Below are 14,037 nucleotides of genomic sequence, written 5' to 3' on the forward strand. Positions count from 1 at the left end.
GGTCAAGGGCGATCGCACTCCTTCCAAATATGATACAACACAACGATCGCGCTCAAGCTAAAGCCCAACCCAGCATCTAAGATAAACCCCACCAAATTGGGAATCACCAATTCAGAAATCAGAAGTGCAATCTTTTGTTGTCGTTTTTGAGAACTCATAATTATCAATTTCCTACGCTCACACTCCCGTTTTAGCTCTCTATTTTTTATAAGAAAATGCTCAGAAAATACAGAAAAATAAATCGCCCAAACTCCCCCCAACCCCCGTAGGGTGCGTTAGCGAAGCGTAACGCACCACCTCTCATAATCTCTCACAATCTAGGTTTTAGCCGCCTAACCCACCCTACACTAATGCCCTATTTTAAGTGCAGTCACGACAGTAGGATTCGTTAGCGAAGCGTAACGCACCGCATCTAATTCTCTGCTTAAAATCAACAAGAATAAGCCAAAATATAGAGGAATAAAACAAAATAAAACTCGCCAAAACCCTCTTTTCAAATGCCAACTAAACCTGCTATAGTAGGAGCAACTGTAAAGCATGGTAGGGCAAAACCATGGTCAATTCTCAACCGCAGACCTTGCAAGAACAATTCCTCTTGCACACGAAGCAACAACTTTTCACCCATAACCGCAATAGTGAAGCCCAGAAACTTTGCTTCTGGCATCGCTGGCATCCCGATAATGTGAACAAGCAACATACAACCATTAAAAGTAAGATCGACAACGACTTAAACGGTAGTTTTGCTCAGAGCAACATCAACGTTACACTTCAGCAAGTAGTCGAAAAAATCAAAAACACCTTTGGCGAACAAATGAAACTTGATGGGGTTGATCTTGAAAAATTGCAGCCCAAGAAAGCTGGTGCGCCGGATGTTTCTCCCTGGCAAATTTGTTATCATTGGCTATGGGATAAAGCCTTTCCTCGGTGGATGTTTGAGAAGTTGCAGAAACACGAAAAAGTGGTTTTAAACAACGGATGGTTAGAGTGTATGCCACTTAACGCAGAAAACATACGGCGACCCCGTGGCGCACCCCAAGAACCCCCAACTGAATTGATCGCGGATTGGGGATATCAACTCCAATTACAAGTACCCTTTCCCAGGTATTTACTATTATTAAATCAGTCAACCGATGGGACTTATTCCCTTTGTCCTTCCTTGGGGGTTTGCAAAGAGTATGAGGTATCGCAGGCAGTCGAGACTATGCCCAAAAATGCTAAGTGGCCGGGTATTTACTTTGATCCGGGAGAGGAGGAATTTTTGGCGATTGTTTTGCGCGACGGTTGGCCGTTTTCGGATTTTCCAGAGGACGAAATACCGGAGTTAACGGGAGCGCAAATGGTCGAGGTTTGGGAGACATTGCAAAGGGTGGAATGGCAAGGATTTTATCGCCGGTATACGGTGGTGAAACCCTAGTCTCGGAGAAGCCCGGTTTCTTGGAGAAACCGGGCTTCTGGCTCCCACCCATAGCGCCAGGGGTGGGGGCAGGTTTACAACATTGAGGGGTGGGGGCGAAAATCTGGGTGAAACCTGCCCCTACGGGATTATTAGAAATTAAGGGAAAGGAATAAACAGAACTTGATTTTCATCGGTAAGTAGACGCATTAGTTTCCTTTACTCTGAGAACGGGCAAGTAATCGCTCTCTTAAATGAGCTAAATTGTGGGTTTGAGTGAGTTGTTCTCTCATCTGTTGGGCTTGTTGGTGGCGTTGCTCTAGATAAAGATCGCATTCCTGGCGGTGGTTGAGATAGTAGGCAATGGTGCTGTAGATGTCTTCTAGACGGAGAACGGGGAACTGAATGGCGATTTCTTCGGGGGTTGAACCCTGGTGATAGGCAGCTAGGAGAGTGTCGAGGGTAACGCGGGTTTGCCCAATGCGGATACCTCCGGCTTCATCCCAACGGAAGGGTGGGGCAGAAGTTTTGAATTCAAGTTGGGTTGTCATGGAAGGTTTATCAGGTTATCTGGCTGTAGTCCAATGTTAACGCTGGAGGTGGGGGCAGGTTTACAACATTGAGGGTTGGGTGGCGAAAATCTGGGTGAAACCTGCCCCTACGGGATCATCCCATGGATGGGTAGGGGCGGGTTATACCCAAATCTAGGATACCTATAGATCGCTTTGCTGAACCCGCCCGGCAATAGCGCCAGGGGTGGGGGCAGGTTTACAACATTGAGGGTTGGGTGTCCAAAATCTGGGTGAAACCTGCCCCTACGGGATGATTGAATTGATTCTTTGCTAGTCATGGCGAACGGAGTGAAGCCATCTTTTCACTCTAGCGGGAGATGGAGATTGCTTCGCTCCACTGCGTTCCACTCGCAATGACGAAGAGTGGGTATGGATACAATTGTTGAAAAAGGAGGACGGAAAAATGGATGAACAACGGATACGGGAATATGTGAACCTGCTGAATGAACTGTTGCAGTGCGAGCAGGGAGAGGAGGGGCGGATTTTGCGCGAGAATCGAGGACTGGTGGATGAGGGGTTGTTGCAGGTGGGGATGAGTGCGGCGCAGGAGTTGATGGAGAATGGACAGGAACAGGTGGCGCGGTGGTTGGTGCGGTTGTTGGAGCAGGTGTTTGGGGGAGAGAGTCGGGAACAGCGCCACACTCCAGAAGACTATCGTCAGTTTATCGTGCAATTAATGCAAGCCGAGCAGACAGGGAACTCGCAACAGACGCAAGCACTGCTGGCAAGCCATCAGCATCTGCTGGATGGAGCGTTTGCGGGGATTTTTCAGATGCTGGTGAATCAAGTAATTGAAGAATACCCAGAAGAAGAAAACCCTATGGTAGGTCTGGTAGAAAATATCAGTCTTCAGATTAGTAATTTTCCTTTGGGAGATCTGCAAACGAATAAGGAGATTGCTATTGCTGGGTATCAGTGGGTATTGCAGCGCCGGGAGGATAACCCGGAACTGTGGGCGCAAACGCAAAATAATCTGGGGACTGCCTACGGAGATCTTGCCACAATTCAGGAGAAGGGGGAGAATTTAGAGAAGGCGATCTCCGCTTTCCAAAACGCACTGAAGTTCTATACACTTGACAAATTGCCCCAATACTACGCCGCCACGCAAAATAATCTGGGGGCTGCATACCGAAACCTTGCCACAATTCGGGAGAAGGGGGAGAATTTAGACCGGGCGATCGCCGCTTTCCAAAATGCTCTCAAGTTCCGCACACACAACAAATTTCCCCAAGATTACGCCATGACGCAAAATAATCTGGGGAATGCATACCAAGAGCTGGCCTCAATTCGGGAGAAGGGGGAGAATTTAGACCGGGCGATCGCCGCTTTCCAAAATGCTCTCAAGTTCCGCACACCCGACAAATTTCCCCAAAAGTACGCCACCACACAAAATAATCTGGGGGTTGCTTACCAAAAGCTTGCCACAATTCGGGAGAAGGGGGAGAATTTAGACCGGGCGATCTCCGCTTACTATAATGCCCTCAAGTTCCACACACCAGACAAATTTCCCCAATACTACGCCGCCACGCAAAATAATCTGGGGGCTGCCTACCAAGAGCTTGCCACGATTTGTAATAAGGAGGAGAATTTAGAGAGAGCGATTATCGCTTACGAGAAGTCCCTTGAAGTTTACCAAAAGGAAAAATTTCCCCAAGGTTACGCCACTACGCAAAATAATCTGGGGACTGCCTACCAAGAGCTTGCCACGATTTATAAGAAGGAGGAGAATTTAGACCGGGCGATCCAAGCGTATCGTCAGGCGTTAACGGTTTATCTGCCGCAAACCTTACCCTTAACTTGTTTCACAGTTGCTAAAAGTTTAGGCAATCTTGGCTTCAAAGAAGGCGACTGGAACCTCGCCATTGAAGGCTATGCTACCGCCATCGAAGCCGTGGAACAAAGTCGCGCTTGGACAACCACAGACGATCGCCGCCAAGAATTGATGGCAAACTCTATGGGAGTTTACGACAATATTATCCAAGCCTATGTCAACCTGGAACAATACGACCAAGCCTTGGAGTATGCAGACCGCAGCCGCTCCAAACATCTGGTAGACTTAATGCACAGTAACGACCTCTATCAAGGGGGCGAGATTCCCGAAGCCGTGCAAGCCTTACTCCAGCGCTACGAAGCCTTGCAAACCGCAATCAACCAAAAACGCCAACCTCCCCAAAACTCCAGCGACAACAAAACCGTTGCCACCACTCGCCAAACCTTCGAGACATTTGTCCAGGATATCGAAGCCTTAGAAGCGGAAAAACAACAGGTTTGGCAAGCACTGCGCCGTCAAGATCCCGTTTTAGCCGGTTCTAAGGAAGTCGCTCCCCTGAGCTTCACCGAGATGCAGAAGCTGCTCCCGGATGCTACCACCGCTCTGCTCAGTTTCTACACTACTAGAGACGATATATTTATCTTTATTCTCTATAAGGATAAACCCACCCAATGCCATCGTTGCTTTCTTGGGTATGCTTTGTATTTGTTGGCGATCTCTAAACTGTTGAATGACCAATACTTGAGATTATTGAGTGTTTATTTTCATGCTTTGATTCAGCAACGCCGACTAGAGAACTTGCAGGCTTGGTTAATCGAAAACTGGACAAGACCTTACGCCAACTATATCTATAAGGACAACCCCCAATGGCGCGATAATATGGTTGAACTCCTCCATCAACTCACCGATCGCCTCAACCTGAATCACTTAATCCAAACCCATCTCCAAGGTATCGAAGAACTGATTATCGTTCCGCACCTGGTGCTGCATCAAATTCCCTTCGCCGCGCTTCCCCTGTCTGCACCGACTCCCCACCCGCACCCGCAGGCACTCCCAGAGGAGAGCAGAAAACCGGGAGGAACGCCCAAAACCCCCAAACGCAAACAAACCGCGACACGCTACCTGGGCGATGAATTCCGCATTCGCCTGATTCCCTCTTGCCGCATTTTACAGTATTGCCAAGAGCGCCCACCCCTGAAAGAGCCAGCCCTGGGCATTGTCGCCGATGCCACCGAGGATTTACCCTTTACCCCCTTCGAGTGCCAAACCATCGCCCAAGCCCACAAAGTACCCGCCTCTCGCTACCTGCGGGGCAAACAAGCCACGGTTGACCAGTATAAAACCTTGCTGCAAACCGTGGGTCGCCTGCACAGCAGCCACCACGCCGCCTACGACTGGCAAAACCCCCTCAACTCCAAGCTCCTCCTAGCCGACGGCGATCTCACCCTGGGCTTGCTCCTGACTCCCGGCTGGCGGATGCCCGATGTAGAAGAGATTTTCACGTCCTGCTGTGAAGTTAATTTTACCGCAGCCAACCCCTCCGATGACCCCCTGACCCTAGCGGCGGGTTTCCTCTGTGCTGGAGCCAGGGCAGTCATCACGACTCAGTGGGCAGTAGCTGACCTAGGAAGCGCCTTATTAGCGATTTTATACGACCAAAAGCGAAATTCTGGCGTAAGCCGCTCCACCGCCCTCCAGCAGGCGCAACAGAAGTTACGCAGTTTAACGGGTAAGGAGTTAAAGCAAAGGTATGAACGCCAACTTTCAGACTATCTGCAAGAGCGCTACAGCCAGGACGAAACCCGCTTGAGTCGTCTGAAGGATGGTTTATCCCAGTCCTATGCTCTGGATACTCCGTTTGACGATCCTTATTATTGGGCTGGGTTTGTGGTACAGGGGATGAATTAACAATGAACAGTTACAGCGCTTCGCGCTAGGCAAAAGGCAAGAGGCAAAAGGCAAAAGTATTGTTGCAAAAGGTTTTTAGCGTTCAACCCTGTATTCCATAACAGAGCAAAGTGCTGTATCCCTCTTCTATCACTTTCGGAAAAAAGGGCGTGAAACCCTGATTCCTTCGTGAGCGATAAAACTCCGTTTTCGGCTGTCGCTGACATGAAACGCTTCACGATCGCGGGCTGTAATGACGGAAATTCGTTAGAATTTCCAAGAGTGACAGAAGAGGGGTATACTGGATCGAAGTTCAAGGCAATTGCTACAAGGTTAGCTCACCACAGGGGTTTTAGGCGGGTGACTACATAGCGATCGGGGTGTAAATATTTTCTTGCCACACGCTGGATCTCTTCAGGGGTGAGGGCTTGAATCCGGTGGGGATAACTCACGGCTTGCCGAGCTTCGGCTACGGTATTGTAATATCCATACAACCCAGCCAATTGACTGGGGGTTTCGGTGGAGAAGGCATAATCATTACAGAGTTGACGCTGGCACGATCGCAATTCACTCTCTAAAATGGGGGTGGTGTGTAGGGTCTCCAGGCGATCTTGAATGATTGATTCTACATCATCGAGATATTTCGGCTCTAGCCAAGCTGTGATCGTAAACAGGCTAGAATCCTGTTGCAGAGAAAAGTCACTGCCAATCCCATACACTAAACCCTGTTCTTCTTGTAATTCTCTCACGAGACGGGATGTGCGTCCACTGGCTAAGAGGACCGAAATTAGGTCTAAAGCATAAGCGTCACTGAGGCGATGGACTCCCGGCCCTAACCAGGCCATCATTAACCGAGCTTCTTCTAAGCGAGGATACTTTAATTCTTTTCTGCGAATAGTGTTCAGAGGAGCAATAGGGGGTGTTTTGGGGGGGAGTTTGTGAGGCGATAATACTGGGCATCCCTGGGGCGATCGCCCATTTGTTCTACCCTTCCTTTCCCTCGGTGGATCTTCAAACCCGACAAAACTTTTACTGACTAAATCAATGGCCTGAGTTTCGCTCATATCTCCCACCAACACCACGGTCATATTCTCCGGTTGATAACAATGGTGATGAAAAGCCTGCATTTGTTCCGGCGTATGGGTTAAGACTTGTCTTTGTGTCCCTAGTACGGAGCGGCCATAGGGATGATCGGGATATAAATTTTCCAACAATGAGGAAAACCCCAACCAGTCTGGATCGTCCTGAGTTTGTCTTATTTCAGACATCACAACTTCCCGCTCTTGCAGAAAGTCTTCGTCTGCGATCGCCGGATTTAATAGGATTTCGGCTAAATAGGGTAGGGTGTCAGCAATGTGGGGAACTGCCGTATTAATATAAAAATGGGCATAATCGTAGCTGGTGGCGGCATTACTGATCCCGCCTCGATTTTCGATGACTCGATCGAATATCCCAGGGGCAATACGCTCTGTTCCTTTAAACACCATATGTTCGAGGAAATGGGCTAATCCTGGCAATTCTTCCGGTTCATGTATTGCCCCGGCTTTCACCCACACATCCGCAACTACTGCGGGGGTGGCTGACATTTGTTGATGGATCACAGTTAAGCCACTGTCGAGTTTTAGGGTACGGGCTGGAAAATGGGGGAATGAGAATAATTGTGCCAAGGGTTTGACAGTTTATGTTATTTCCTGCTCGGATAATATCGGTTTTTTAAGACTTTTTTGTATTGCAGTATACAAAATACTATTATTTCTAATAAAAGACTGTAGGGGCGAACGGCCGTTCGCCCCTACAAATTCTTTTAATGAAGGTGATCCATCAATTTCCCGGAACTGAGGAAATCTAATTCAGGGCTTCGGCTCCACCGACCACTTCTAGGAGTTCTTGGGTAATGGCAGCTTGTCGAGCCTTGTTATAGGACAGGGTAAGCGTGTTAATCATTTGACTGGCGTTATCCGAAGCACTACTCATTGCTGTCATCCGAGCAGCTAATTCACTGGCGGCGGATTCTTGCAGGGCCCGTAGAAATTGGTTTTTAATGAAGAGGGGTAAAAGAGCGTCCAGGATTTGGGCGGGATCTTGTTCAAAGATCATATCTCTGGGGAAACTTCCTGCTTCTGGAGAGGCGACTTTTTCCCTGGAAACATTAAAGTTACCATCGGCTGTAGTCAGACGGAACACTTCATCATCAACGACTTCTAACCCTTGGGGCGTTAAGGGGAGTAGGGTTTGAATGACCGGTCTGGAGCTAATCAAGGAGACGAATTTAGTATAGATGAGTTCTACCCGGTCTACTTTACCGGAGAGGAACCATCCGAGAATATTATCCACAATTTCGTCTGCTTCTTCGGCGCTCGGTATTTGGGCGAGTTCTGTCCGGGTTTTGGCAATGGGGACTTCCCGACGCTGGAAGTATTGAACTGATTTGCGACCTAAGAGGGCATATTCGTAGTTTAGGCCTTCTTTTTCGAGTTCTTTGGCTCGCATTTCGGCGCGACGGATGACGTTACTATTGTACGCGCCACAGAGACCGCGATCGCCGGAAAAGACAATTAAGCCAACGGTTTTTACTTCCCGATTTTTCAGCAATTCTAGGTCAACATCTTCAAACTGAAGACGACTTTGTAGACGATACAGCACTTGAGCCAAACGGTCAGCAAAGGGGCGGGTGGCTAATACTTGTTCTTGGGCGCGACGCACTTTTGCGGCGGCCACTAAGCGCATGGCTTCTGTAATTTTGCGAGTATTTTTAACGGAGTTGATGCGATCGCGGATCGCTTTAAGATTTGCCATAGGAAAAACAGGGGATAGGGGACAGGGAATGGGTTAGGCAAAAGGCAAGAGGCAAAAGGCAAAAGGCAATAGATTTTAGGGTCTAGGTTTCTCCAATTGTCCTAACGGCTAAGGTGCTTGCCATAAGATAGTGGATAGGGATATCCACTATCAATGCTCGGTTGAAGACCCTGGACTGAGCGCAGTCGAAGTCTAGGCAGAAACCAAGAAGGTTTGCTTATATTCAGCGATCGCTTCTTTTAACAAGCCTTCCGCTTCATCGGTGAGTTTCTTCTCACTCTGAATCACTTCGCCAAACTTGGGCTTGCTGGATTTCAAATAATCCCGCAGTCCTTGGGCAAAGGGGGCGATTTTTTCCACCGGAATATCATCCAGATATCCATTCAATCCTGCATACACACTAGCCACCTGTTCAGGAACACTCAGAGGCGAGTTTTGGGGCTGTTTAAGCAACTCTTGCAGGCGCTGTCCCCGCGAGAGCTGGTCTTGAGTCGCCTTATCCAAGTCAGAAGCAAACTGGGCAAAAGCTCGCAGGTCATCATACTGAGCCAATTCCAGCTTCAGTTTACCGGCCACTTGTTTCATGGCTTTGGTTTGAGCCGCCGATCCCACACGGGATACAGAGATACCCGCGTTAATGGCTGGACGTAAGCCAGAGTTGAACAGGTCAGCAGACAGGAAGATCTGACCATCCGTAATCGAAATTACGTTAGTGGGAATGTAAGCAGAAACGTCTCCAGCTTGGGTTTCAATAATCGGCAGAGCGGTCATACTACCACTACCCAGCTCACTATTGAGTTTCGCTGCTCGCTCTAGTAGACGGGAGTGGAGATAGAAGACATCCCCAGGATAGGCTTCACGACCGGGAGGACGACGCAGCAGCAGGGACATTTGCCGGTAGGCTTGGGCTTGTTTACTCAAGTCATCATAGATCACTAGAGTATGTTTGCCTTTGTACATGAAGTATTCCGCCATACTTGCCCCAGTGTAGGGAGCAATATATTGCAGGGTAGCGGGGTCACTGGCGTTAGCGGCAACCACGATGGTGTAGTCCATGGCTCCCTTTTCTTCCAGGGTAGCGACCACTTGGGCAACCGTGGAGGCTTTTTGACCGATCGCCACATAGACGCAAATCACATCTTCTGACTTCTGATTAATAATCGTATCAATGGCAACGGTGGTTTTTCCGGTTTGGCGATCGCCAATAATCAGCTCCCGTTGGCCCCGACCGACGGGAATCATGGCATCAATCGCCGTAATTCCAGTTTGCAGGGGTTCGCAAACGGATTGACGAGCAATAATTCCTGGAGCTGGAGATTCAATTAACCGGCTTTCGGAAGTTTTGATATCCCCTTTACCATCAATCGGTTCACCCAAGGGGTTAACCACCCGGCCAACCATGGCTTCACCGACGGGGACTTGGGCAATCCGGCCCGTAGCTTTAACGGAGCTACCTTCTTGGATATTGGTTCCATCGCCCATCAATACGGCTCCGACATTATCCTCTTCTAGGTTGAGGACAATGCCCACGGTTCCGTCTTCAAATTCTACAAGTTCTGCGGCCATGGCGTTGTCTAAGCCATAAATCCGAGCAATACCATCACCGACTTGGAGAACTGTACCCACCTCAGAGACTTTTACCTCTTGGTCGTACTGTTCAATTTGTTGTTGGATAATACTGCTAATTTCGTCTGGTCTGATAGCTACCATATGTGTCTATGTTTGAATGTAAGAGGTGTGCTTATTCAGGTTTTCGGTTTAGAGGATCTCTCCAGGGGGGAGAGCCTACGCCAGGGCTAGACCAATGCGCCGCAGTTGTCCTCGCAGACTGGCATCAATCACTTGCGATCCCACTTGGATAATCACGCCACCAATTAGGTCTGGATCGATGCGAGTTTGGAGTTCCACATGCCTCGCGTTAGTCATCTCTTGAGTGCGTTCGGCGATCGCCCTCTGTTCGTCTTCCGTCAGTTCTACGGCTGAAGTAATCTCGGCCAAAACCGTTTGATTGATTTTCCGTAATAGGGACAGATAGGTTTGGCAAACTCCATCTAAAAATTGGATGCGTCCGCGATCGACCAGTAGGAATACAAACCGTTGAACATAGGAGTCCGTTCGGTCTTGAGTGATTTGTCTGAGAACCCCTTTCTTCACTTCTGGATTAACCAGGGGATTGCTCAGAACTGAACGCAGTTGTTCGCTGCTTTCCCACATTTCTAGGATCGTGCGGACATCTTCACCAAACTTTTCCGTCAGGTCATGACTTTGGGCGATAGACATCAGAGCTGCCGCATAGGGTTCTACGATTGAACCAACAATTGAACTGTTTTTCATCCGTTTCCTCCTACCCTAGCAATGCACCGTCCGATCAGTTGATGCTGAAGATCGTCGTTTAATTCATCTCTGATTTGGGATTCAACCCGTTGCATCGCTAAGGCAACAACCCGTTGTCTGAGTTCAGCAATCACTCGACTTTGTTCAGCTTCTAGATCTTGGGCGGCTGTGTCTTTTAATCTTTGGATGTCTTCATCCGATTTGGCCAAGATGGCTGCTTTGGCCGATGCTGCTCGCTCCACCGCCTGTTGACGGATTTTTTCAGCTTGAGCTTGAGCTTGAGCGAGATTTTGTTCTTGTTCTTTGAGCGCAGATGCCGCTTTTTGTTGTCGCTCTTCGGCATCTTTAATGGCGTTTTCGATTTCTTTGCGCCGATCCGCTAGGGTTTTACCTACCGCAGAGCGACCGAAGTACACCAGCACTCCGATAATAATGACGAGGTTAACAAGGTTCGTCTCAAGTACATCAAAATTGAGTCCGAACCCATGTTCTGTTGCTTCTGTTGCCAGCAACCAAAAATTACCCATGCTATGAAAGTCCATTTGAGCGCAGTTTTTCTACAGGTTTTCCTCGCTTCTGACCCAGGGTTGGGCCACACACGAAGTCCGAAACGTTCAGTTGGGTATCGAAGGGGCCAGAGAAGCTCCAGACAAGGATGGGATCAACTCGCTTGCAGGAGTTTATCTAGGATTTGGCGACTCAGTTGGTCTACCTGTCCTTCTAGGACTCCTAGGGTTTCCTGTTTTTGTCGATCGATTTCTTGTTGGGCTTGTTCGCGTTTGGCTTGCGCTTCTCGCTGGGCCTGGGCCATGTTCTGAGCGGCGATTTTATCCGCTTCAGCTTGAGCCTCGGCAATCACCGCTTGTGATTGTTTGCGAGCAGATGCGAGTTCTTCTTCGTACTGTTTCGCTAAACGTTCGGCTTTAGCTAAACGTTCGCGAGCTTCGGTTACATTGGAACGGATATAGTTGCTCCGTTCATCTATGGCATTACCCAGAGGTTTATAAAAAATTTGATTCAGTAGGGCGGCTAAGATCAGGAATTGGATGGCCATTACCAGTAACGTGCCATCGAGGTCAAACAGACCTCCCCCTTCCTCAGCTACTGCTTCTACTGCTAGAAGTATTGTCCAATCGATCATTGGCGATCGTCCCCAGTTTTTAACGATTTGCTCTGGTTTTACAGTTTTCCTGGTCAAGAGAGCAGGGTTTCCCTAGAGTTTCTAGGGAGTTAGAACTAATCTGTAACGGAACTGACAATCCTCTAGATTGAGTTCAGTTAGATTAGGGTAGAGATAGAAAGCTTTCCTATCTCTACTGTTCGTTAGCGCAATGGCTTACGAGAAGGGGTTGGCAAATAAAAGTACCAGGGAAACCACCAAACCGTAGATGGTTAACGCTTCCATGAATGCCAAACTCAGCAGGAGAGTGCCTCGGATTTTTCCTTCAGCTTCGGGTTGGCGGGCAATTCCTTCTACGGCTTGACCGGCAGCGTTTCCTTGTCCAATTCCAGGGCCGATCGCGGCTAAACCAACAGCTAGGGCAGCAGCGATAACGGAAGCAGCAGCAATTAATGAATCCATGATGGGTTCAATCTCCTTTTTTAAATTGAGTACACTTGATAGGATTTTTTCTTTCGGCTTGAGGCCGAAGATGAGTAGAGTGAGTTTCTCTCTCTGTTGGGATGGGTATGAGTTTTATCCCTTGAAGGCTAACTATGTTCTTCTTCGCCATGATGGGGATCTTCTAGAGCTTCCCCAATGTAGGTGGCGGCCAAGGTGGCAAAGATTAGGGCTTGAATGGCACTTAAGAATACTCCCAGGGCCATTACGGGCAAGGGAATAAACAAGGGAACCAGTAAGACTAATACCCCAACCACCAATTCATCAGCCAGAATGTTACCAAATAGACGGAAGCTCAGGGAAAGAGGCTTAGTAAAGTCTTCAATTACCTTGAAGGGGAGCATGAAGGGTACTGGCTCAACGTAGTGAGCGAAGTATCCTAAGCCCAGTTTTTTGATTCCGGCGTAAAAATACGCTAAGGAGGTCAAAAGGGCTAGGGCGACCGTGGTATTGATATCGCTGGTTGGTGCGGCTAGTTCACCTTCTGGCAAATGGACGATTTTCCAAGGAACTAAGGCCCCTGACCAATTTGACACAAAGATGAACAAAAATAAAGTACCGACAAAGGGAACCCAGGGTCGATATTCTTTCTCACCCATGGCATTTTTGGCCAGGTCTCGAATAAATTCCAAGGCGTACTCCATGAAGTTTTGCATTCCGCTGGGTACTCTTTGGACGTTTCGAGTGGCGGCGACCGAGGCAATCACCAGCAGTCCAATCACGAACCAGGAGGTGATCAGGACTTGCCCATGAACTTTAAGATTACCGATTTCCCAATAGAGATGCTTACCGACTTCAAGCTCGGCGAACGGGAGGCTATGATAAGCGTCCAGGAAGTTAAGCATATCCATTATTAAAGAGGGTTCAGAGTTAGGGTTCTGATCGAAGTGGCTTGCCTTTTTACAGGAGTTTACCGTTCATCCATGGGGCGATCGCTCGCCGATTACGGAGTTAAGGTTGTCCTGAGAACGTAAGCGATGATCGCAGCTTTGTAGGTTAAAAATCCCAAAAATATGGGCACGATTTCTAGCTGTTTCCATTGGAAGGCGACAATCATCACGCCAATGAAAACGGTTAAACCGGTATTGCCAAGACGTTGTTTTGCTCGTCCGAGTCCTTCTACGTTTTTGGCCAACAGTCGGAGGTAAACTACTCCAGCACAGGAGCCGATCAGATAACTGAGGCCGGTTCCTAGAGAATAGAAGAACCAGACACAGAGGAAGGCGATTCCTGTCATTCCCAATGTCCAAACATACAATTCGGTTTGCAGTTGATAATACTCGTCCATTGCGCCCGGTGAGGCACTGGGAAGAGGCAATTGGGGCAGGTCTTCTTCTGTTGGCGTTTCCGTTTTTGGAGACTCGTCGGAGGTGTTCACTTCGACTGGTTAACCTTGTTGTTGGTCTGCGTTTTCCCATCACCGCATAAAAAGGGGTATTCCTTTGCGGGAAAAGGGTTCTGTGGGGAGTTTCTCCGTCAGGAGAGCCACAGAGGATCTAGCCAAACTTTCTGTCAGGTGACCCTGAGAGGTCTGTTCGTAGACTCCCTCGAAATCATATCACGGACAGGGGTCAGTTTCTGAAGAAAGTGTTAATGTTTTCAGGCAAGAGGGAATGGGGAATGGGGAATGGGGAATGGGGAATGGGGAATGGGGAATGGGGAA

General features: G+C 48.6%; 13 protein-coding genes. 2 read left to right on the plus strand and 11 right to left on the minus strand.

From position 1 onward, the window contains the following. Positions 1-2: 2 nt before the first annotated feature. Positions 3-158 (minus strand): hypothetical protein, encoded by a 156-nt coding sequence (locus PMG25_RS16090; protein ID WP_283767915.1) that lies wholly within the window; start codon positions 156-158, stop codon positions 3-5. A gap of 395 nt (positions 159-553) precedes the next feature. Here PMG25_RS16090 and PMG25_RS16095 point away from each other — a divergent pair, with 395 nt between their 5' ends. Next, complete coding sequence (locus tag PMG25_RS16095; protein WP_283767916.1) at positions 554-1,414, plus strand: hypothetical protein; 861 nt, start codon at positions 554-556, stop codon at positions 1,412-1,414. Positions 1,415-1,602: 188 nt separating this feature from the next. Here PMG25_RS16095 and PMG25_RS16100 read toward each other — a convergent pair whose 3' ends face one another. After that, entirely contained in the window at positions 1,603-1,944 is a 342-nt protein-coding gene (locus PMG25_RS16100; protein ID WP_283767917.1) for a DUF433 domain-containing protein, read from the minus strand. 424 nt (positions 1,945-2,368) lie between these two features. Between PMG25_RS16100 and PMG25_RS16105 the strand changes: the two genes are divergently transcribed. After that, the gene (locus PMG25_RS16105; RefSeq protein ID WP_283767918.1) at positions 2,369-5,644 is read left to right on the plus strand and encodes a CHAT domain-containing protein; all 3,276 of its coding nucleotides are present in this window, start codon (positions 2,369-2,371) and stop codon (positions 5,642-5,644) included. 317 nt (positions 5,645-5,961) lie between these two features. Here the strand turns inward: PMG25_RS16105 and PMG25_RS16110 are convergent, their stop codons facing one another. The 9 genes from PMG25_RS16110 to PMG25_RS16150 all read right to left on the minus strand — a co-directional run bounded on the left by PMG25_RS16110 (position 5,962) and on the right by PMG25_RS16150 (position 13,752). Next, entirely contained in the window at positions 5,962-7,290 is a 1,329-nt protein-coding gene (locus PMG25_RS16110; RefSeq protein WP_283767919.1) for a M16 family metallopeptidase, read from the minus strand. Positions 7,291-7,468: 178 nt separating this feature from the next. Next, positions 7,469-8,419, minus strand: coding sequence for a F0F1 ATP synthase subunit gamma (locus PMG25_RS16115; RefSeq protein ID WP_283767920.1), 951 nt, complete (start codon positions 8,417-8,419; stop codon positions 7,469-7,471). A gap of 192 nt (positions 8,420-8,611) precedes the next feature. Beyond that, complete coding sequence (gene atpA / locus PMG25_RS16120) at positions 8,612-10,129, minus strand: F0F1 ATP synthase subunit alpha (RefSeq protein ID WP_283767921.1); 1,518 nt, start codon at positions 10,127-10,129, stop codon at positions 8,612-8,614. Between the two features lie 75 nt (positions 10,130-10,204). After that, on the minus strand, positions 10,205-10,753 hold the full coding sequence (gene atpH / locus PMG25_RS16125; protein WP_283767922.1) for an ATP synthase F1 subunit delta: 549 nt from the start codon (positions 10,751-10,753) through the stop codon (positions 10,205-10,207). After that, positions 10,750-11,280 (minus strand): F0F1 ATP synthase subunit B, encoded by a 531-nt coding sequence (locus tag PMG25_RS16130; protein WP_283767923.1) that lies wholly within the window; start codon positions 11,278-11,280, stop codon positions 10,750-10,752. Before PMG25_RS16130 ends, atpH begins: the two co-directional genes overlap by 4 nt. Positions 11,281-11,414: 134 nt before the next feature. After that, positions 11,415-11,894: a F0F1 ATP synthase subunit B' gene (locus PMG25_RS16135; protein WP_347178854.1), complete on the minus strand. Its 480-nt coding sequence runs from the start codon at positions 11,892-11,894 to the stop codon at positions 11,415-11,417. 195 nt (positions 11,895-12,089) lie between these two features. Beyond that, positions 12,090-12,335 carry an ATP synthase F0 subunit C gene (atpE, locus tag PMG25_RS16140; RefSeq protein WP_283767925.1) on the minus strand — a complete coding sequence of 82 codons (246 nt, stop codon included), beginning with the start codon at positions 12,333-12,335 and terminating at the stop codon, positions 12,090-12,092. A 128-nt stretch (positions 12,336-12,463) separates the two neighbouring features. Next, positions 12,464-13,219 (minus strand): F0F1 ATP synthase subunit A, encoded by a 756-nt coding sequence (gene atpB, locus PMG25_RS16145; protein ID WP_283767926.1) that lies wholly within the window; start codon positions 13,217-13,219, stop codon positions 12,464-12,466. A 98-nt stretch (positions 13,220-13,317) separates the two neighbouring features. Further along, positions 13,318-13,752 (minus strand): ATP synthase subunit I, encoded by a 435-nt coding sequence (locus PMG25_RS16150; RefSeq protein ID WP_283767927.1) that lies wholly within the window; start codon positions 13,750-13,752, stop codon positions 13,318-13,320. Positions 13,753-14,037 lie beyond the last annotated feature (285 nt).

It is taken from the genome of Roseofilum capinflatum BLCC-M114 (assembly GCF_030068505.1).
In the GTDB taxonomy this organism is placed as follows: Bacteria; Cyanobacteriota; Cyanobacteriia; order Cyanobacteriales; family Desertifilaceae; genus Roseofilum; species Roseofilum capinflatum.

Coding starts and splice junctions, on each gene's coding strand:
- atpA (WP_283767921.1), bottom strand. CDS start 10,129: ATGGTAGCTATCAGACCAGACGAAATTAGCAGTATTATCCAACAACAA.
- atpE (WP_283767925.1), bottom strand. CDS start 12,335: ATGGATTCATTAATTGCTGCTGCTTCCGTTATCGCTGCTGCCCTAGCT.
- atpB (WP_283767926.1), bottom strand. CDS start 13,219: ATGCTTAACTTCCTGGACGCTTATCATAGCCTCCCGTTCGCCGAGCTT.
- PMG25_RS16105 (WP_283767918.1), top strand. CDS start 2,369: ATGGATGAACAACGGATACGGGAATATGTGAACCTGCTGAATGAACTG.
- PMG25_RS16090 (WP_283767915.1), bottom strand. CDS start 158: ATGAGTTCTCAAAAACGACAACAAAAGATTGCACTTCTGATTTCTGAA.
- PMG25_RS16130 (WP_283767923.1), bottom strand. CDS start 11,280: ATGGGTAATTTTTGGTTGCTGGCAACAGAAGCAACAGAACATGGGTTC.
- atpH (WP_283767922.1), bottom strand. CDS start 10,753: ATGAAAAACAGTTCAATTGTTGGTTCAATCGTAGAACCCTATGCGGCA.
- PMG25_RS16135 (WP_347178854.1), bottom strand. CDS start 11,894: ATGATCGATTGGACAATACTTCTAGCAGTAGAAGCAGTAGCTGAGGAA.
- PMG25_RS16095 (WP_283767916.1), top strand. CDS start 554: ATGGTCAATTCTCAACCGCAGACCTTGCAAGAACAATTCCTCTTGCAC.
- PMG25_RS16115 (WP_283767920.1), bottom strand. CDS start 8,419: ATGGCAAATCTTAAAGCGATCCGCGATCGCATCAACTCCGTTAAAAAT.
- PMG25_RS16100 (WP_283767917.1), bottom strand. CDS start 1,944: ATGACAACCCAACTTGAATTCAAAACTTCTGCCCCACCCTTCCGTTGG.